This window comes from Cryobacterium sp. Hb1 (genome assembly GCF_004403585.1).
In the GTDB taxonomy this organism is placed as follows: domain Bacteria; phylum Actinomycetota; class Actinomycetes; order Actinomycetales; family Microbacteriaceae; genus Cryobacterium; species Cryobacterium lyxosi.
In genome coordinates, this window is sequence record NZ_SOHI01000010.1 from 55,464 (window position 1) to 75,428 (window position 19,965).

General features: G+C 66.5%; 14 protein-coding genes. 6 read left to right on the top strand and 8 right to left on the bottom strand.

Annotated features, from left to right (window positions below):
* Nucleotides 1-17: 17 nt before the first annotated feature.
* From E3T38_RS04500 to E3T38_RS04515, 4 genes are all read right to left on the bottom strand, one after another.
* The gene (locus E3T38_RS04500; protein ID WP_370448984.1) at nt 18-2,159 is read right to left on the bottom strand and encodes an APC family permease; all 2,142 of its coding nucleotides are present in this window, start codon (nt 2,157-2,159) and stop codon (nt 18-20) included.
* A gap of 133 nt (nt 2,160-2,292) precedes the next feature.
* Complete coding sequence (locus tag E3T38_RS04505; RefSeq protein WP_134546571.1) at nt 2,293-3,042, bottom strand: PadR family transcriptional regulator; 750 nt, start codon at nt 3,040-3,042, stop codon at nt 2,293-2,295.
* Complete coding sequence (locus E3T38_RS04510; RefSeq protein ID WP_241984296.1) at nt 3,039-3,977, bottom strand: DUF4097 domain-containing protein; 939 nt, start codon at nt 3,975-3,977, stop codon at nt 3,039-3,041. Before E3T38_RS04510 ends, E3T38_RS04505 begins: the two co-directional genes overlap by 4 nt.
* A gap of 88 nt (nt 3,978-4,065) precedes the next feature.
* On the bottom strand, nt 4,066-4,860 hold the full coding sequence (locus tag E3T38_RS04515; RefSeq protein ID WP_134546573.1) for a CPBP family intramembrane glutamic endopeptidase: 795 nt from the start codon (nt 4,858-4,860) through the stop codon (nt 4,066-4,068).
* A 141-nt stretch (nt 4,861-5,001) separates the two neighbouring features.
* Between E3T38_RS04515 and E3T38_RS04520 the strand changes: the two genes are divergently transcribed.
* Nucleotides 5,002-6,168, top strand: coding sequence for a M20/M25/M40 family metallo-hydrolase (locus tag E3T38_RS04520; RefSeq protein WP_134546575.1), 1,167 nt, complete (start codon nt 5,002-5,004; stop codon nt 6,166-6,168).
* Between the two features lie 125 nt (nt 6,169-6,293).
* On the opposite strand, the gene E3T38_RS04525 is transcribed toward E3T38_RS04520, so the two are convergent.
* Nucleotides 6,294-6,914, bottom strand: coding sequence for a YitT family protein (locus E3T38_RS04525; protein WP_134546577.1), 621 nt, complete (start codon nt 6,912-6,914; stop codon nt 6,294-6,296).
* A 46-nt stretch (nt 6,915-6,960) separates the two neighbouring features.
* Here E3T38_RS04525 and E3T38_RS04530 point away from each other — a divergent pair, with 46 nt between their 5' ends.
* Entirely contained in the window at nt 6,961-10,233 is a 3,273-nt protein-coding gene (locus E3T38_RS04530; protein WP_134546578.1) for an efflux RND transporter permease subunit, read from the top strand.
* Between the two features lie 68 nt (nt 10,234-10,301).
* Here the strand turns inward: E3T38_RS04530 and E3T38_RS04535 are convergent, their stop codons facing one another.
* Nucleotides 10,302-11,867, bottom strand: coding sequence for a M23 family metallopeptidase (locus E3T38_RS04535; protein ID WP_134546580.1), 1,566 nt, complete (start codon nt 11,865-11,867; stop codon nt 10,302-10,304).
* 240 nt (nt 11,868-12,107) lie between these two features.
* The gene (hutH, locus tag E3T38_RS04540; RefSeq protein WP_134546582.1) at nt 12,108-13,712 is read right to left on the bottom strand and encodes a histidine ammonia-lyase; all 1,605 of its coding nucleotides are present in this window, start codon (nt 13,710-13,712) and stop codon (nt 12,108-12,110) included.
* 143 nt (nt 13,713-13,855) lie between these two features.
* Between hutH and E3T38_RS04545 the strand changes: the two genes are divergently transcribed.
* Nucleotides 13,856-14,629 (top strand): IclR family transcriptional regulator, encoded by a 774-nt coding sequence (locus tag E3T38_RS04545; protein WP_134546584.1) that lies wholly within the window; start codon nt 13,856-13,858, stop codon nt 14,627-14,629.
* 139 nt (nt 14,630-14,768) lie between these two features.
* Here the strand turns inward: E3T38_RS04545 and E3T38_RS04550 are convergent, their stop codons facing one another.
* Nucleotides 14,769-15,230, bottom strand: coding sequence for a GNAT family N-acetyltransferase (locus E3T38_RS04550; RefSeq protein WP_134546586.1), 462 nt, complete (start codon nt 15,228-15,230; stop codon nt 14,769-14,771).
* Nucleotides 15,231-15,490: 260 nt separating this feature from the next.
* On the opposite strand from E3T38_RS04550, the gene E3T38_RS04555 reads away from it, so the two are divergent.
* The 3 genes from E3T38_RS04555 to E3T38_RS04565 all read left to right on the top strand — a co-directional run bounded on the left by E3T38_RS04555 (nt 15,491) and on the right by E3T38_RS04565 (nt 19,946).
* Entirely contained in the window at nt 15,491-17,701 is a 2,211-nt protein-coding gene (locus E3T38_RS04555) for a DEAD/DEAH box helicase (protein ID WP_134546588.1), read from the top strand.
* A 167-nt stretch (nt 17,702-17,868) separates the two neighbouring features.
* On the top strand, nt 17,869-19,053 hold the full coding sequence (locus tag E3T38_RS04560; protein WP_134546590.1) for an acetyl-CoA C-acyltransferase: 1,185 nt from the start codon (nt 17,869-17,871) through the stop codon (nt 19,051-19,053).
* Nucleotides 19,053-19,946, top strand: coding sequence for a 3-hydroxyacyl-CoA dehydrogenase family protein (locus E3T38_RS04565; RefSeq protein WP_134546591.1), 894 nt, complete (start codon nt 19,053-19,055; stop codon nt 19,944-19,946). The genes E3T38_RS04560 and E3T38_RS04565 overlap by 1 nt, the downstream gene beginning before the upstream one ends.
* Nucleotides 19,947-19,965: the final 19 nt, after the last annotated feature.

Below are 19,965 nucleotides of genomic sequence, written 5' to 3' on the forward strand. Positions count from 1 at the left end.
CTGAAGCGGTGACGCTGCTACTTGCGCTTGCGGCGACGGGATGTCGACGGTCGCGACTGTGACGGAACGGTGCCGACGATCGGGGTCGACTTCGTCGCGGTCTCGGCCGTTCCCGTGGGTGGAGCAAGCGGCCGGCGCGACACCGGCCGGGAGCGCACGGGCTCGCCGCGACGGTCCTGACCGGGGATCGGGCGGGAGCGGCGGCCGTAGATGAGCTCTGAGGAGTCGAGGAGCCAGGGCACGAGGGCAATGGTGACGCCGTGCACGAGCATGAGTTTTTGACGCAGCCGGCGTGCCTTGTGGTTGTGCAGCAGGCCTTCCCACCAGTGCCCGACGATGTAGATCGGTGTGTACACGGTGATGACCTCGGAACCGTGATCCTGGCGACGCTCCTTGATGTAGTTGATCAGTGGCCAGCTGATGTCGCGGTAGGGCGAGGCAACGATGCGCAACGGCACCTGGATATTCTGCTTGACCCAGGCACGTTTGAGTTCCTTGGTCTCGGCGGTGTCAATGGAGACATGCACCGCTTCTAAGCTGACATGCCGCGCCGCGATGGCGTAGTCGAGGGCCTTCAGAACGGGCTTCTGCATTTTGCCCACGAGAACGATTGCATGATCGCCCTGCGATCCGAAGGTCGTGACCGGGTCGACCTCGATCTCCTTCGCGACGTCGCGGTAATAGCGGTTGACGCCCATCATGAGAAAGAACAGGATCGGCATCATCACGAACACCAGCCACGCGCCATGGGTGAATTTTGTCACGGTGACGACGATGAGCACGACGCCGGTCAGTGCCGCGCCAAATCCGTTGATCGACAAACTCAGAATGATCGAGCCCCGGTTCGGCGGATTCTTCCCCAGCAGTTTCAGCCAGTGCCGCACCATGCCGGTCTGGCCGAGAGTGAACGACACGAACACGCCGATGATGTAGAGCTGGATCAGCACGGTGAGGTTGGCCTGGTAGACGACCATGATCGCCACTGCGGCCAGGGCCAGTAGAACGACACCGTTGGAGTAGATGAGCCGGTCGCCGCGGGTGCTCAGCGACTTGGGTGCGTAGGAGTCCCGGGCGAGGACGGAGCCCAGGAGTGGGAAGCCGTTGAAAGCCGTGTTCGCAGCGAGCAGGAGCACGGCCGCTGTGGCCGCCTGCAGCACGAAGAACATGATGGAGTAGTCGCCGAACGTTGCCGCGGCGACCTGGGCGATCAGGCTGCGCTGTGGAGCTGTAGCGCACTCGGCCCAGCCGATCAGGTCGCAGGCACGTTCTGCGTAATGCACCTGGGAGATGAGGGCGAGGGTGGTCAGCCCGACGAACAGAACGATGGCGATGCCGCCCATGAGGGTGAGCGTGCGCTGGGCGTTTTTGACCTTGGGGTGTTTGAACGCTGGCACCCCATTGGCGATCGCTTCCACGCCGGTCAGGGCGGAGCATCCGCTCGCGAAGGAGCGCAGCAGCAGCAAGATGAAAGCCGCCTGCGCGAGGTTCTCGCCCTGCACGTCATAGCCAGCCGATTCGGCCACCGGTGCGTCGCCGAGCAGTGCGCGAACAAGGCCGACGATGATCATGAGCAGCACGCTGGCGATGAACAGGTAGGTCGGCACGGCGAAGGCCTTGCTCGACTCCCGAACGCCGCGCAGGTTGGCTGCCGCGAGCAGGATGATGAACACGACGGCGAGTTCGACGCGCAGGGGGGCCAGCGCGGGTATCGCCGAGATGATGTTGTCCACGCCGCTCGCGACCGACACGACCACGGTCATGACGTAGTCGACCAGCAGGGCGGATGCGACGACCAGGCCGGCTTTCTCACCCAGATTCTTGTGGGCGACCTCATAGTCGCCGCCGCCTGATGGGTACGCCTTGATCAGCTGGCGGTAGGACGCGACCACAACGACGAGCAGCACGACGACGACGGCGGCGACCCACGGCGCGAAGCTCAGGAATGCAAGTCCGCCGAGGGTCAGGATCATGAGGAGTTCTTGCGGCGCGTACGCCACGCTCGACAGCGGGTCGCTCGCAAAGATGGGCAGTGCGAGGTGTTTGGGCAGCAGTTGGCCGTCCAAATGCTCGGTGGGGAGCGGATCGCCGATGATCCACCGTTTGGGTGAACGGTTCTCTGGTACGGGGGCATTCGCCTCGGGTGTCACGAGGGTCGACACTACACCTACCCGGTTCCGTGTCAAATCGATCGGCCGATGTTCAACCGGCAAAATTTCGACACGCCGTGCTGAGCGGCCGAAAGAAACGACGCTTCGCGAAAATCGCCGGCCTTACAGACCAGGCCGTGCAGGGCTACGGATGCAGGATGGCGAGGACGCTTGCGCGCACGTCGGCGAGCTTTCTGCGGAGTGTTGAAACGGTGTCGGGCGGCAGGGTCGACCGGTAGGCCTGCGTGCGCAGGTCGGCGCGCAGCTGCTGCCGAAACTCATTCAGCACCATGTCGGCCTCGCGCAGGGCGCGCGTGGAGTCGTGGCGAGCAGTCGATGCCGAAGCGGTCGAGGTCTCGATAGTCGATGCGTCCGTAGTCGAGGTCTCGGGCGGCGGTTCTTCGGCGGCTGTCGGCATCGGGCGGGGTCGCTCCCCGGTCGACGAGCCCGCTGGATCCCACGAACCGGCTGTGCCGTCGTAGCCGCGCGGGTCGGCCTTGGTGGCATCGCGGGCCTCCCGCGCGGCCGAGGCGAGGTCGGCGCGCAGGGTTTTCATGGCGGAGTTGACGCCGGTACGCACGTGGTCGGCGAGGCGCCGCACAGAGTCGGTCACCTCGTCTTCGATTGCTCCGAGTTCGCCGTTGCGGGCGACCAGTTCGGCGCGGCCGGCATCGGTGATCTCGTAAACGGTCTTGCGGCCGTCGGTCTGCTTGGTGACGAGTCCTTCTTCTTCGAACTTGGCCAGCCGCGGGTAGATCGTGCCGGCGCTCGGGCTGTACGTTCCGCCGAATCGGTCGCTCAGCGCCTGGATCAGCTCATAGCCGTGTCGGGGCCGCTCGGCGAGCAGGCTCAGCAGGTAGAGGCGCAGGCTGCCGTGGGCGAACATGGCGCTCATGCCGGGTCCTGCCGGGTATCGGGGGAGGCTGGCGGTGCGGCATCCGCTGCGCTGGTCGATGTTGCGCTGGTCGATGCTGTACCGGTCGATGCTGTATCGGTCGATGCTGTTCCGGTTGGTTCGGCGCCGACGGTCTCTGTGCGCACGACCGAGATGTCGCCAGACACGGAGTTGGAGCGCACGTCGAGCCAGCTGCCGTCGAGGGCGCCGGTGGAGCCCTCGTAACCTTTGCCGAAAGCGGTGCGCACGGTGTGCTCGTCGAGCTGGAGTGTGCCATAGAGAGTGTTGAGGTGGTAGCGCGCGGCGACGCCGGGTTCGAGCCGCACGGTGAGGTTGCCGCTGACCGTGTTCGTCACGATCTGGTCCGGCGAGCCGGCCAGGTCGAGGAACGCGTTGCTTGAGACCCCGTCGAGCGTGAATTGAGGGATGCTGCCGCTGGCTGTGATATCGCCCGATACGGTGTGCACGGAGAGCGTTCCGACGTGATTGCGCACCGAGATTTCTCCGTTCACCGCGTTGAGCTCGAGGTCGCCCTGCACGTCGTCGATGACAATATCGCCGGAGACGGTGCTCAGCTTGGCGTCGTTGCGCAGTCCCGAGACGAGGGCATCGGCCGTGACGACTCCGAAGCGAAGCGCGACGTCGCGAGGAACGGAGAGGCTCACCTCGGCGCGTGCGGTGCCGCGAAATGACGCGAACACCTCGATGAAGTTATCCCAGCGCAGCTGCGGGTGGTCGATCTCGAGGCGGTCGCCGTCCATCGAGATCTTCAAATCTTTGCCGGTGACGCCGTGCACTTCGATGCGCGCGCCGGGTTCGTCATGGCCGATGATGTCGACCGTCCCGCCGATGAGGCCAACCTTGAGCTTACGCACCAGTTCGACGTCGATTATCTTGGTCTGCCCGGGGGCGACCAGCCATTTTTCCAGTGACACTGGGTTGTCCTTTCAAAAATATAAACTCGCGCTATATCGCGTGTTGTGAAAGACAAGATATAGCGCGTTCCTGAGAGGTGCACGAGCGTCAGTACAGAAAAATGGCCAGCCAGTCGCGATTGTGAGCGTGCACGAGCACGAGGAACACCACCAGGTCGAAGAGCAGGTGCACACAGACAACATAGGTCAGCGACCGGGTGCGGGCGAAGGTGTAACCCTGCAGCAGCGCGAACGGCACGGTCAGCAGCGGACCCCACGACTGGTAGCCGAGCTCCCACAGGAACGACGAGAAGATCACGGCCTGCAGAATATTCGCCTGCCAGTCGGGGAAATGCCGCCGCAGCAGGGCGAACGCGATGCAGATGAAGAACAGTTCATCCCAGATGCCCACAAAACCCACGCCCACGAACAGCCGGGCGATCTCATCGGGCGCGGTCACCGCTGGCCAGTTCTGGTACGCGCCGCTTCCGATGAAATAGCTTGGAAGAATGAGATACCCGAGCAGCACCACAAGCGGCAGGTAGGCCCGTTCGAGCCTGGTCCAGCGCTGCCCGGTGCGAATCGGAAACCGAATCGCGTGTTCCCCAAAGTAGTAGCGCGAGAGCAGGTACGGCACGAGCACCGACAGGCTCAGTACCGTGCCCATGAGCGCGATGTTGGGGTAGCTGATGTTCGCCGCGACCGAGATCGAGCTGATGATGCCAAGGCCAATGGCAAGCAGCAACAGGTCGCGAAACAAAGCCCGGTCGATCAGAAACGCGAGCACGAGCGCCGCGGCCAGCGTCGCGTAGCCGGGAAGCGGCATCCGCAACGCAAAGAGCAGCACAGCGGATGCGCTCACCAGCGCCGCCGGAACCAGCCCCCACCGCGCCGTTTTGCCCATGCTGCACCCTACCGAGGGCAGCGCCCAATTCCGCGAAAGCGGGCAAACAGTTACGTGGCATCGCGATGCCGGTGACTGGATGCTTCAGCACGCCAGTAGCAACGATTCTTTGGCACTCGCGGGAGGGCCTAGATTTTAGGGATGACCCGACTACCCCCTGCGAGTGACCCCGTCACGATTTTGCAGCAGCTCGTGCGCATCGATTCGGTCAATCCCGACCTCGTGCCGGGAGCCGCGGGGGAGGCCGAGATCGCGATCTGGTGCAGTGAGTGGCTGCGGCAGCAGGGTTTCGACGTCACGGTGCTGGAGCAGACTCCCGGGCGCCCGTCGGTCGTCGGCGTGAAGCGCGGCACCGGCACCGGCCGCTCACTCATGCTCAACGCCCACCTCGATACGGTCGGCGTCGCTCCCGGCGCAGTCGGTCCGTTCAGCGGCGATCTCCGGGACGGCCGGGTGTACGGGCGCGGGGCCGTCGATACCAAGAGCGGGGTCGCGGCCATCCTCGTGGCGGCGGCGCGGGCGTCCGCTGGTGAGTTAGCCGGGGATGTGATCGTGACGTTGGTCGCCGACGAAGAATTCGGCAGCATCGGCACCGAGGAGGTGCTGCGCAGCTTTCGGGCCGACGCCGCCCTGGTGGTCGAGCCGAGCAGCCTCGAACTCACCACAGCGCACCGCGGCTTCGCCTGGTTTGAACTCGAGCTGACCGGCCTCGCCGCGCACGGTTCACAGCCCGAGCTCGGCGTCGACGCCATCTGGCATGCCGGCCTCGTGTTACGCGCACTCGACGGCCTGCAGCGACGGCTCAACGCAGCCCCGGCGCATGCCACGCTCGGCCACGGCGCCGTTCGGGTGTCGCAGATTGCCGGCGGCGACGACGCGGCCACGGTCGCGGCTCGCTGCGTCCTCACCGTCGAACGACGGATGCTGCCCGGTCAGTCACCCGAGAGCGTCGAGACCGAATTGTTCGCACTCTTGACCGCGTTGACCGTGGAAGAACCGCAGTTCCAGTTCGCGCTGACCAGACTGGTGGCCCGCGCTGCCTTTGAGGCCGAGCCGCAGTGGCCAATCGTGCGGGCGCTGACGGCCAATGCGCAGCGGGTACTCGGGCACCCAGCGGTCACGCGTGGCGAACCGTTCTGGACCGACGCGGGACTCATTCTTGAAGCAGGCATACCCTGCGTCGTTTTCGGCGCCGACGGCGAAGGTTTGCACGCCGACATCGAGTGGGCTGACGCGCAATCGGTGCGGGCGCTCGCCGATATTCTCGAGGGCACGATCACCGAGTTCTGCGGGCTCACAGCCGGCTGATCCGCTTGACCCGGAGAAGACGGAGTGTGTGCGCGACGTGATGCTGTCCTCCGTCGACCGTTATTTTTCGCGCACACTCCGGCGCCCCCTTAGGAGCCCCCTTAGGAGCCCCCTTAGCCGGCCCGTTAGGCGGTCGCGGCGCGGGCGGGATCGGCCGAGCGGACCGCACGCTTGATTGCGAAGAGTGGGATCGTGCGCTGGCAGAGGGGGCCGATCAGCACGGCGAACAGTGCGGTGCCGATTCCCACGTTGCCCCCGAGCGCCCAGCCGATGCCGAGCACCATCACCTCGATGCCGGTACGCACGATCCAGATCTTCCAGCCGGTGCGCTTGTGCAGGCCGGTCATCAGGCCATCGCGCGGGCCGGGGCCGAAGTGCGCCCCGATGTAGAGGCCGGTGGCGACAGCCACGGTCAGGAGACCGACAGCGAACAACACGATGCGCGCCCAGAGATCGAGGTTGGCGGGAATCAGCCACAGGCCCACATCGGCTGCCGGCCCCACGAGCACGGCGTTCAGCAGCGTTCCAGCGCCGGGCTTTTGCCGAATGGGAATCCACAGCAGGAGCACGACCCCGCTCAGCAGAATCGTGATCAGCCCGAAGCCGAGCTGCGTGTGATTGTCGATCCCCTGGGTGAGCACATCCCAGGGGGCCACGCCAATACCAGCGCGCACAATCAGTGCAATGCCGATTCCGTAGAGAAAAAGGCCAATCAGCAGTTGGAGCAGTCGACGAGTCACGAGCATTCAGTCTAAAGGTCGGGCGCACTGTGCGTACTGGCATACTGAGCGGGTGCATTTTCTCGCGGTAGTGAGCATGAAGAATCGGGCGCTGATCGCCCTCATCACCATTGTGGCAGCCGTGTTCGGCAGCCTGGCCCTGACCGGCCTCAAGCAGGAGCTCATTCCATCCCTGCAGCTTCCGCAGCTGCTCGTGTCGACCAGCTACCCGGGGGCGTCGCCGCAGGTCGTCAACGACGACGTTTCAACCCCGATCGAGACCGCCATTCAGGGCCTCGTCGGCCTCGAAACGACGTCGACGACGAGCAACACCAACTCGTCGCTGGTGAGCGCCACCTTCACCTACGGCACCGACCTGGTCAAGGCCGAATCCCGCATCGACCAGGCCATCAACCGCATTAAGAATGTGCTGCCGGCCGACGTCGATCCGCAGGTGATCAGCGGCAGTATCGATGACTTTCCGGTGATCTCGCTCGCGGTCGCCTCGAGTGACACCGTGGCGCTCGCTGACCAGTTGAAGCGCAGCGTGCTCGGTGACATTCGGGACGTGGCCGGCGTGCGTGACGCCGCCCTGGTCGGCGATATCGGCCGCCGCGTCACGATCACGCCCAACGTCGATGAGCTCGCCGCGCGCGGATGGAGTACGCAAAACCTCCGGGATGCGCTCCAGCAGAACGGGTCGCTGGTTCCGGCCGGCGCCATCACCGAGGGTGACACGACACTGTCTGTTCAGGCCGGCAGCAAACTCAACTCGGTCGAGGACATCGTCGCGCTCCCGCTCGTGGCCAGCTCGGCCGGTTTCACCGGTGCCGGCGTCGGTGCCACAGCGGATGCCGCCCCCACAACCATCGGCGACGTCGCGACGGTCGCCCTGGTGGAAAACCCGATCACCAGCATTTCCCGGGTAAACGGCAAACCGGCCCTCACTATCGCCGTCACCAAGGTGCCCGCCGCGAACACGGTCGACGTGTCCAGGGCGGTGCGGGCGATCCTGCCGCAGCTCGAGGCGGCCGTCGCGCCGGCCACGTTCACGGTCGTGTTCGACCAGGCGCCGTTCATCCAGCAGTCGATAGACGCGCTCACCCAGGAAGGTCTGCTCGGTCTCGGCTTCGCGGTAATCGTGATTCTGCTGTTTCTGCTTTCGGTGCGCGCCACACTGGTCACGGCCATCTCGATTCCGACCTCGGTGCTGATCACCTTCATCGGCTTACAGGGCGTGGGTTATTCGCTCAATATCCTCACCCTCGGAGCACTCACGATCGCCATCGGCCGTGTTGTCGACGACTCGATCGTGGTCATTGAAAACATCAAACGGCACCTTGTTGCCGGTGCCGACCGCGCCGCCACGATCGTCTTCGCGGTGCGCGAAGTAGCGGGGGCCATCACCGCGTCGACGGTCACCACGGTCACGGTGTTCCTGCCGATCTCCTTCGTTGGCGGATCGACCGGGGAATTGTTTCGCCCATTTGCGCTCACCGTGACGATCGCCCTGCTCGCCTCGCTGCTCGTGTCACTGACCATCGTGCCCGTGCTCGCGTTCTGGTTTTTGCGAGCGCCGAAAACCCTGGTGGCTGCCGATGACGAGCACCCCGCCGACCTGGCACCCGGAATCGTGCCGCAGGAGGCAGCCCCGACCGGCCTGGCCGGTGACGGCGTGCTCGGTGCCGGTCCGGCTGCGGTGGCTCACGCGCCCGCTCCGGCGAACGGCGCCCACTCGCGGCACGCAGCAGCGGCATCCGCTTCCACCGGGCTATCGGCGGCGGCCGAGGCCGGCGAGAACCCGGGACGGCTGCAACAGGGGTACCTGCCGGTCATTCGATTCACGCTCAAGCATGCCGTCGCGACGCTGCTGCTGGCGGTTCTCGTGCTTGGTGGAACGGCCGCGCTCGTGCCGTTCATGAAGGTGAACTTTCTCGGGTCAACCGGGCAGAACACCTTTCGGGTGACGCAAACGCTGCCAGTGGGCAGCAGCCTGGCCGCGCAGGATGCGGCATCCGCGTCGGTCGAGACCGCGCTGCAGGGCCTCGACGGTATCGACATCGTGCAGCTGTCGATCGGCGGCGGAAGCGCAGCGAGCGCGTTTCGCGGCGGTGCGCCCAGCTCGAGCGCCGTGACCTATTCGATCACCACAGCCGACGGTGCCAACTCCGATGCGGTGCAAAACCAGGCGCGCACGGCACTGGCGGCACTGGGTGACGTGGGCGAGATCTCGGTGGCTGCGGCAAGCGGATTCGGGGCCTCTTCCGACATCGCCGTCGATATCACGGCCGCGACGGATGCCGACCTTCAGACCGCGACGACGTCCATTCTCACTGCAGTGCAAAAACTCGGGGCGATCAGGGAGAGCGCGAACACTCTCGCCTCCTCGCTGCCGTACCTGGCTGTCACGGTCGACCGGACGGCTGCGGCTGCTGCCGGGTTGAGCGAATTCGCTCTCGGCACGCTCGTGTCGCAGGCCATGCAGCCGAGTTCCATTGGATCGATTGTGATCGACGAGACCAACCTGACCGTGTACCTGTCGGCGCAGTCGCCGCCGACGACAGCCGCTGATCTCGCAGCCGTGCCGATCCCGACCCGCGCCGGATCGGTCGCCCTCGATACCCTCGCCACCGTTGAACAGGTCGAGGGACCGAGCACCCTCACGACGACGAAGGGGCTGCGCACGGCGACCGTCTCGGCGACTCCCGCGAGCGATGATCTGGGCACGGCGAACGCGCAGCTGAGCCAGATGCTCGTTGATACGAAGTTGCCGACCGGAGCGACCGCGACGCTCGGCGGGGTCAGCGCCGATCAGGCCGAGGCATTTCAGCAGCTCGGAGTGGCGATGCTGGTCGCCATCCTCATCGTCTACATCGTGATGGTGGCAACGTTCCGGTCGCTGCTGCAACCGCTGCTGCTGCTCGTGTCGGTGCCGTTCGCGGCGACCGGGGCGATCGCGCTCCAGGTTGTAACCGGTATTCCGCTGGGCGTGCCATCCCTGATCGGGGTGCTCATGCTGATCGGGATCGTGGTGACCAACGCCATCGTGCTGGTCGACCTGGTCAACCAGTACCGGCGGCGCGGCCTGGCGGTATTCGACGCCCTGGTCGCCGGAGCGAGCCGCAGGCTGCGGCCCATTCTGATGACGGCGCTCGCCACCATCTTCGCCCTGCTGCCGATGGCGATCGGCCTCACCGGCCACGGAGGATTCATCTCGCAGCCGCTCGCCCTCGTGGTCATCGGCGGGCTCGTCTCCTCGACTGTGCTGACCCTGATCGTGCTTCCGGTGCTCTATCTACTGGTCGAGGGCGCACGAGAACGCCGCGCTATGCGTCGGACTGCCTGAATTCACCTGAACCGAACCCTGTCCGGCCTGTTCCGGGCCCGTACGTTCGGGCGGATGCGCCGCGCGCCTCAACGGCCGAGAATGACGCCGCGGTTCAGAAAGAATGGTTGCGGGTCGATGCGCACGCCGTCGACCCGAACCTCGACGTGGGAGTGGCAGCCGGTAGACAGACCGGTGCTCCCAACGCTGCCAATCTGCTGGCCGGCGGTGACCGGATCACCGGCAGCGACCAGGGTTTCACCGCTGGCGAGGTGGGCGTAGCCCGTCTGCACACCCTCCCCATGGTCGATCAGAATCCAATTGCCGTAACTTCCCACGGAGCCCGCTGCGCGCACGATTCCCGATGTGGCTGCAAAAACGGGTGCCCGACAGCTCGCCCCGATATCGGTACCGTAGTGGAACGTGCCAACTCCGGGGAGCGGACGAAGCGGGCGTGGCCCGTAGCCATCCGTTATGGCACCATGCACGGGGTTGGCCCAACCCTGCTCGCTGAGCTGGCCGAGGTCGGTGCGAATGATCGGGCGCACATTGAGAGCCGCCAGGGTCGCGGCGGCGTTCGACGCCTGCGAGGCTGCGGAGGCGAGCGCCAGACCTGCCGCCTCGAAGTCGCTCGAGGCCGCGTCGAATGTCGCCTGGCTCGCGTCGACCGGTACTGAGCTGGCAGCAGCGCGAGTCTCGGCGTCCTGCTGGCTGAGTTTGACGGCTCGTGCCTGGTCAGCTTCGGCATGGGCCTGGATCGTGTCGATGTTGTCGGCCAGGTAGTTCAGCTGGTCGAGCGTGCTGAGCTGGTCGAGCACGTTGCCGAGCGAGTGCCCGCCGAGGAAGACGTCGGCGATTCCGGCACCGTTTCGCTGCTGGGCGAGCCTGCGTGCGACCACGGCGAAGCTTTGGGCAGAGACGCTTGCTTGCTGCGAGGCCTCGACGGCGAGTCGGTGAACGAGAGTTGCGCGGCCCTGCGCGCTCGTCTGACTTGCTCGCGTTGCTGCCAGGTCGCCGCGTGCGGTGTCGAGCGCGGCTTGCGTGGTTTGCGAGTGGGTGAGGGCCGTCGTCAACGCTGCGGCCCGTTCCACGCTGAGTTCCTGGGCGGAAGCGCGCTGGATTGCGACCTGCGCGGCCGCGGCACGCTGTTCGGCGCGCGCTCGTTCAGCAGTCGCCCGGGCGGTGGCCGTCACCTGAGCGGCTGCCGCAGCTTCTGCTTGGGCTGACGCCGCCACGGAATCGGTGGGTGCGACCGGAATCGGATTGACCGTCGGTCCCGGGGTTGGTTCGATCGTCGGTCCGGGGGTTGGTTGCGGGGGTACCGCCACCGGGGGGATGGGACCGTCAGTCGGTTCCGGCGCGGGCTCCGCCGTGGGGAGCGGGGTTGCGGTGGGGGCTGGGGTTGGGGTGGGGTCGATGTCCGGTGCCGGTTGCGGGGTGGGGCTGGTGATCGGATCAGGTTCTGGTGTGGGTGTGGGTGTGGGTGTGGGTGTGGGTGTGGGTGTGGTCGACGGCGTAGGCGTAGGCGTTGCGCTGGGGGTCGGCTCTGCCGTTGCGATCGGTGCTGGGCTCGCGGGGGATCCGGCGGGCGCCTCGTCGGCGATCGCTCCGATCGGTGCGCCGAACAGCGCGAGTGCCACGATGACCACGGCCACCAGCCCGCCTTCGGCACCCCGCAATGCCCGGCTTCGCGGCGCCCGATTGTAAAATTTCGCACGCCCAAGCTGAACGTCATGACGGCGCGTGACGGGTAGCAGCATATGAGAACCTGATCCATTCGGGTAATGGATTTACGCGGCTCGGGCGGGCCAGCGTGGCGCAAGTATGGCACGGTGCCGCATTGCTTACAACGGGGTGGATGCGTGACGCAAGGTCACTGTAAGGTTGTCCGAAATTTACGCCAATCCGGGTCCGGCAGCCGAGCGCACCGCGCCGGAGGCCACGAGAGCCACAACGCCTTCGATTTCGGGGGAGAGGAAACGATCGTGCCCGGGGCCGGCTGCTACCGTGCGCACGAGATCGCGCACCGCTGTGGTCGCGGCGGCGGGGGTGAGTGGCGCCCGCAGATCGAGCGATCGCGACGCCGTCATGATCTCGATCGCCAGCACGCGGCCGAGCCCGTCGAGCGACCGGCGCAGCTTGCGCGCGGCGTGCCATCCCATCGAAACGTGGTCCTCCTGCATCGCCGAGGAGGGAATCGAATCAACGGATGCCGGCGCGGCGAGTCGCTTGAGCTCCGACACGATACCGGCGGCGGTGTATTGAGCAATCATGAGTCCGGAGTCCACCCCCACCTCGTGCGCGAGAAACGGCGGCAGGCCCTTGCTGCGGCTCACATCGAGGTGACGGTCGGTACGGCGCTCACTCATGCTGGCGACATCCGCTGAGGCGATGGCGAGAAAGTCCAGCACATAACCGAGCGGTGCGCCGTGAAAGTTGCCGTTTGAAGAGACGCGCCCGCCGACGGTGACGACCGGGTTATCGATGGCGCTGGCCAGTTCGCGGCCGGCGACGAGGGCGGCGTGGGCGGCGGTGTCGCGCGCGGCGCCGTGCACTTGCGGGGCGCACCGCAGGGAGTAGGCATCCTGCACCGACACGTCCTCCGGACCCGCATGGCTGGCGAGTAGGCCAGATCCGAGCAGCAGTCGGCGCAGGTTCGCGGCGCTGTCGGCCTGACCGAGCTGGGGCCGCAGCTGCTGCAGATCGGCCGCGAAGACGGCATCCGTTCCGAGCAGGGCTTCGACACTCATGGCGGCCGCGATGTCGGCGGTGGTGAGCAAGCGGGCGAAATCGTCGAGGGCGAGCACGAGCATGCCGAGCATGCCGTCGGTGCCGTTAATGAGGGCGAGGCCCTCCTTTTCGGCGAGCACGACCGGTCTGATTCCGGCCGCGGCCAGGGCCTGGCTGCCGGTGACGAGAATGCCGGTCGTGTCACGCGCCTGGCCCTCGCCCATCACAACGAGGGCACAGTGGGCGAGCGGGGCCAGGTCGCCGGAGCAGCCGAGCGATCCGTATTCGTGCACGACCGGGGTGATCTGGGCGTTCAGCACGGCGGCGTAGGTCTCGGCGGTGGCCGGCCGAACGCCGGTGCGACCGGTCATCAGGGTACTCAACCGCAGCAGCATGAGGGCGCGCACGACTTCCCGTTCCACCTCGGCCCCGCTGCCGGCGGCATGCGAGCGCACGAGGCTCGCCTGCAACTGGGCGCGCCGGCCGGGGGTGATGAACGTTGTCGCGAGGGCGCCGAAGCCGGTGGAGATTCCATAGTGCGGTTCGGGATCCGCGGCGAGGGCATCGATGATCCTGCGGGTCACTGCGACCTCGTCGAGGCTCGAAGGATCAAGCGTCACGCGCGCATTGTGGCGCGCGACGGCGATCACGTCAGCGAACGAGAGGGCGCCGGCTCCGACAGTGACACTCGCCGTACCGTTTCTGGCTGCGGAAACGGGTGCTGTGCTCACGGTGGGCAAATCGGTGCTGGGCGTCTCTGCAAGAGTCATGATTTCATTGCACACCCGCGCCGGGGTAGGCGATACGCCGATAAGGTAAATGCTGTCCGGTATGCCGGACAGCATCCACTCTCGACGCATGCGAAAGCGCGTGCAGATGGGCCGCCCAGCGTCGGCGGAGCCGGGGACCTGCCATGAAAACACCGTCCAAGGTCCCGGCCGCCCAAAGCGCCCTGCGCATGCTGGCACACCTCGCCGCGCAGCGTGGGCCAACGCCGGCGGCCGCCGTAGCGAGCGCCCTCGACCTGCCACGCTCGACCGTTTACCAGTTGCTCGACGTGCTCGTGGAGCAGGGATTCGTCGTGCACCTGCCCGAGGAACACCGGTACGGGCTCGGTATCGCCGCCTTCGAACTCAGCTCGGGATTCAGCCGCCAGGAACCGCTTTCCCGACTCGGTCGCCCCTTGATCGCGCAGCTCGTCGACCGGTTGGGGGAGAGCGCCCATCTCGTGGTGCTGCACGGTCGGGACGTGATCTACCTCGTCGAGGAGCGTGCAGCGCACCGTCCCTCACTCGTCTCCGAGGTGGGCGTGCGGCTGCCCGCCCACCTCACGGCGAGCGGGCGCGCCCTGCTCGCGGCGGTCCCTGCCGCCCAAGTGCGCGCGCTCTACCCGGCCCAGGTGTCGCTTGAGCTGCGGGACGGGCGGGGTCCGGGAAACCGCTTAGAGCTGCGCGCCGTACTCGATCGAGTGCGAACAGATGGTTACGCCACGGAGGACGGCGAAATCACGCCCGGCATCGCCTCGGTGGCGCTCGCCGTGCGCGATCATGCCGGCTGGCCGGCCGCCGCCATCGCGGTCACCTTCGCACGCGATCGATTTGCCGCGGCCGAGTGGCCCCAGATCGCCCAGGCAGTGATGGCGACGGCCGCAGAACTGTCCCGCCGGATCGGCGGACAACCGCGCTGAGCGTCCGCGCGAAACCTTGCGGCACGCCTTGCGGCACTCCTTGGGGAAGCGGGCACTCGTTCCTACGGGGGCCCGCTTCTCTAACGAGTGCCGCGAGCGGCCAGGTCGCGGACGAAGGCGGTTCCACCCGCCGCCTGATTTACAGGCTCTTAGCGAAGCAGACGCTGAGTTCTTCGCCGATATACGGGCCGAACAGCTCGATCTGTTCGTAGCCGCGGCCGCGGTAGAGCGCCATCGCTGTGTGTTGCAGCGTGCCGGTTTCCAACGCGAGAGAGCGGATGCCGTGGCTAGCGGCATCCGCTTCGATGCGGTCCAGCAGGCGGCCGGCCACACCGCGGCCACGAGCTTCTGTGTGCACGAACAGTCGCTTCAGTTCAGCTGCGGCGTCGAGGTCGAGCGGCACGAGGGCGGCCATGCCGCACGCCTTACCGTTTTCATCGCGGGCCACGTACACGTCGACGCCGGGACGCTCGAGCTCGTCGGTGCTGAGCAGAAACGTGTTCTCCACGGGGTACAGGGAGTGCGCAAAGACGGTGCCGGCCGCGAGAAGCGCCTCGACGTCGGCCTGCCGGGGCGGCTCAATACCGATCGAAATGGTCATGTCACCAGAATAGAGCGAGGCATTACCTACCCCGTTGCGTGACTTTTCCGGATACATCGGGTAGCGTATATAAGTCGGCTCTTGACACCGCGCTGTGCGCGGATGGGTTTGTAAGTCAAGTTGGGCCGGTTTCCCAGTAATCCGCTGGTGAAAAATCACTGTATGTGAACGGCCCCGACCGCAGATTGCTCGGGTTCTCAGTTACGTCGCATGTGCGATGTTGTTCTGCCATGTACTAAACACAACCCAGAGATATTTTTATGCCTCAAGGCAATTCACGCAATTCCACCGTCGGTCGTGGCGGTAAGAACTTCGATCCCAAGTACGCCTCCAAGGGCGGATCGGGCCACGGCGGTTCCAACAACGCCGGCAGCAAGAGCCCCGGACACCGCGGTTACCGCGCTGATGAGGGCGCGCCCAAGAAGCAGCGCTGGAACGCGGACGAGCGCGCCGCGCGGTCGAATGAGCGTCCCTCGAGCGAGCGCCCAGCCTACGGCTCGCGTTCCGTTCGCCCCGAAAACGGCGGTCGTACCAACAGCGAGCGCAACGAGCGCCCGGCCTACAACAATGACCGTCCCCGCACGGACCGTCCCGCGTACAACAACGAGCGCCCGGCTCGGACCGAGCGTCCCTCCTATGGTGACCGCAGCAGCGCTCCTCGCGCCGAGCGTCCCTCTTATGGCGACCGCGCCCCGCGCACCGACCGCCCGGCCTACAACAACGACCGTCCGTCCTATGGTGACCGCAGCAGCGCCCCCCGCACGGAGCGTCCGTCTTATGGAGACCGCGCCCCGCGCACGGATCGTCCTTCCTACAACAACGATCGTCCGGCTCGCACGGAGCGTCCGTCTTATGGAGACCGCGCCCCGCGCACGGATCGTCCTTCCTACAACAACGATCGTCCGGCCCGCACGGAGCGTCCGTCTTATGGAGACCGCGCCCCGCGCACGGATCGTCCTTCCTACAACAACGATCGTTCGGCCCGCACGGAGCGTCCGTCTTATGGAGACCGCGCCCCGCGCACGGATCGTCCTTCCTACAACAACGATCGTCCGGCCCGCACGGAGCGTCCCTCCTATGGAGACCGCGCTCCCCGCAGCTTCGACGACCGCGCCCCGCGTCGCTCGAACGACGACCGGCCGCCCCGTCGTGACTTCGGTAACGACCGTCCGACCCGTTCCGACGATGGCGACAGCAAGTTCTACCCGAAGCGCAGCGAAAACGGCGCCAAGCCGAGCTTCGCCGGTGGCGACGACGTCGTGCTCGAGCGTCTCGAAGCCATCGCAACGACGGCATCCGATGTCGTCGGTGTGACCTTTGGCGACCTGGGCCTCGGCGAGAACATCGTGCGTGAGCTCGCCGCCCTCGGCGCTCCGTCGCCCTTCCCGATCCAGGCTGCGACCATCCCCGACGTGCTCGCCGGGCGCGACGTGCTCGGCCGCGGCAAGACCGGATCCGGCAAGACCATTGCCTTCGGCGCTCCCCTGGTCGAGAAGCTCATGGAGAACAACGGCGCCAAGGACCGCAAGATGGCCCGCAAGCCTCGCGCGCTCATCCTGGCTCCGACCCGTGAGCTCGCCCTGCAGATCGACCGCACCGTGCAGCCCATCGCCCGCAGCGTCGGCCTCTTCACCACCCAGATCTACGGCGGCGTTCCGCAGTACCGCCAGGTCAGCGCCCTCCAGCGCGGCGTGGACATCATCATCGGCACCGCCGGCCGCATTGAAGACCTCATCGACCAGGGTCGTCTCGACCTGTCCGAAGTCGTCGTCACCGTGCTCGACGAGGCCGACTACATGTGCGACCTCGGGTTCCTCGAGCCGGTCCAGCGCATCCTGCGCCAGACCAAGGCCGGCGGCCAGAAGCTGCTCTTCTCCGCCACCCTCGACAAGGGCGTTGCCTCACTGGTCAAGGAGTTCCTGACCAACCCGGCCGTGCACGAGGTCGCCGGTGAGGACCAGTCCTCCTCCACGATCGACCACCGCGTTCTCGTCATCGAGCACCGCGACAAGGGCCGCATCATCGAGGAGCTCGTCAACCGCGACGGCAAGACGCTCATCTTCAGCCGCACCCGCGCCTACGCTGAGCAGCTCGCCGACCAGCTCGAGGATGCCGGCGTCAAGGCAACGAGCCTGCACGGTGACCTCAACCAGGCTCGTCGCACTCGCAACCTGCAGATGCTCACGAGCGGCCGGGTCAACGTGCTCGTCGCAACGGACGTCGCTGCTCGCGGAATCCACGTCGACGACATCGACCTGGTCATCCAGGCCGACGCCCCCGACGAGTACAAGACGTACCTCCACCGCGCGGGTCGCACCGGGCGTGCCGGCAAGACCGGAACCGTCGTGACGCTCATTCCCAAGCAGCGCAAGCGCCGCATGGACGAGCTGCTCGACCGTGCCGAGATCGATGCCAGCTACACCTCCGCCACCCCCGGTGACGCGGCTGTGCGCGAATTGGCCAGCATCTAGCATTCGTTTGATCTAGAAAGGGGCACCCGCCAATTGGCGGGTGCCCCTTTTGCGTGCCCCGCGGGTTGTGCGAACCCGCCCATATCTGCCAGAATTACTTTCCGAACGATCGGTAGCTTATTCGTCGTTCCCGCACGCGCACGCAGACACCGTCGTCAGGAGAGAATATGGCTGAGGCCTACCTCGTTGGAGGAGCACGCACCCCCGTTGGCCGGTACGGCGGCGTGTTGGCCACAGTTCGTCCCGATGACCTCGCCGCGCTCGTCGTCGGTGAGGCAGTGCGCCGCGCCGGTGTCGACCCGGGCCTGATCGAAGAGATCATCTTCGGCGCAGCCACCCAAGCTGGAGAAGACAACCGCAACGTCGCCCGCATGGCCGGGCTGCTCGCCGGACTGCCCGACCACGTGCCGGGCATCACCGTCAACCGGCTCTGTGCCTCCGGAATGTCGGCGATCACCATGGCCGCGCAGGCCATTCGTGCCGGCGATGCTGACCTGTGCATCGCCGGTGGCGTCGAATCGATGACGCGTGCCCCCTGGGTGCAGGCCAAACCCGATCGTGCCTGGGCCAAGCCCGGCGCCCAGTTCGACACCTCCATCGGCTGGCGATTCGTGAATCCTAAACTCGCCGCACGCGACAAGGCCACCTTTTCCATGTCGGAGACGGCTGAAGAGGTCGCCCGGCTTGACGGGATCACCCGTTCAGAAGCGGATGCCTTCGCCCTCCGCAGCCACCAGCGCGCCGCCGCCGCGATTGACGCCGGCCACTTCGTCGAGGAGATCGTCGGCGTTCCCACCCCGAAGGGCGAGGTTCTCGTCGACGAGGGCCTGCGCCGCGACACCAGCCTCGAGGGACTCGCCGCCCTGCGCCCGATCGTTGCCGGCGGCTCGGTCGTCACGGCCGGCAATGCGAGTTCGCTCAACGATGGTGCTTCGGCGGTTCTCGTGGCGAGCGGTGAGGCCGTGAAACGATACGGACTCACGCCGCGGGCCCGCATCGTGGTCGGAGCCAGTGTGGGGCTGGCCCCGGAGATCATGGGCCTCGGCCCGGTCGCCGCGACCCAGCGTGCCCTCGACCGCAGCGGGCTGACCATCGCCGACCTCGGGGCGATCGAACTCAACGAAGCTTTCGCCACCCAGTCGATCGCGTGCATCCGCCGCCTCGGCCTCGACGACGAGACTGTCAACCGTAGCGGTGGCGCTATCGCGCTGGGGCATCCGCTCGGATCGAGTGGAGCTCGCCTCGTCGTCACCCTGCTCGCCCGCATGGAGCGGGAAAACGCCCAGCACGGCCTCGCCACCATGTGCGTCGGCGTCGGCCAGGGCTCGGCCCTCATCTTGGAGCGTGTCTGATGTCTGTGTCTGAACTTGAGCTCGGCGATCGCGGCGAATCCGGGGTCCCTGCGCGGGTCGGTGTGCTCGGTGGCGGGCGCATGGGCGCCGGAATCGCGCACGCGTTCCTGCTCGCTGGAGCCCATGTGGCACTCGTTGAACGCAACGACACCGAGGCGACGGCCGCCCGCGAGCGGGTGCTGCGCGCCGTCGACGCGAGCATTGCCCGCGGTGCAACCGGCGAGACCCGCCCGGAACTTGAGGCTCGTCTCGCCGTCGGCGCCGATTTCGGTCTGTTCCGCGATCGGGAACTCGTGGTCGAGGCCGTTCCCGAGGTGCGCGCGCTCAAGGTCGACGCCCTGCAAAAGGTCGAGGCGCAGCTGGCCGACGACGCGGCCCTCGCCAGCAACACCTCGTCGATCTCGATCGACGACCTCGCCGATGAGCTGCAGCGCCCGGCGCGTTTTCTCGGGCTGCACTTCTTCAACCCTGTGCCCGCATCGAACCTGGTCGAACTCGTCACCGGCAGCGCCACCTCACCCGAACTGGTGGCGGATGCCCGGAGCTGGGTGTCTGCCCTCGGCAAGACTCCCATTACCGTCAGCGATGCGCCCGGCTTCGCCTCCTCCCGGTTGGGAGTAGCCCTCGGACTCGAGGCCATCCGCATGCTCGAGGAGGGCGTCGCGAGCGCCTCAGACATTGATGCCGCGATGATGCTCGGCTACAAGCATCCGGTGGGGCCGTTGAAGCTGACCGATCTGGTCGGGCTCGATGTGCGCCTCGGTATCGCCGAGTACCTGCACAAACAGCTCGGCGCTCGCTTCGAACCGCCGGCGCTGCTGCGCAGACTTGTCGGCGAGGGCAAGCTGGGCCGTAAGTCCGGCCAGGGCTTCTACCGCTGGGACGAATCCTGATGTCCGCCCACACTGAAGC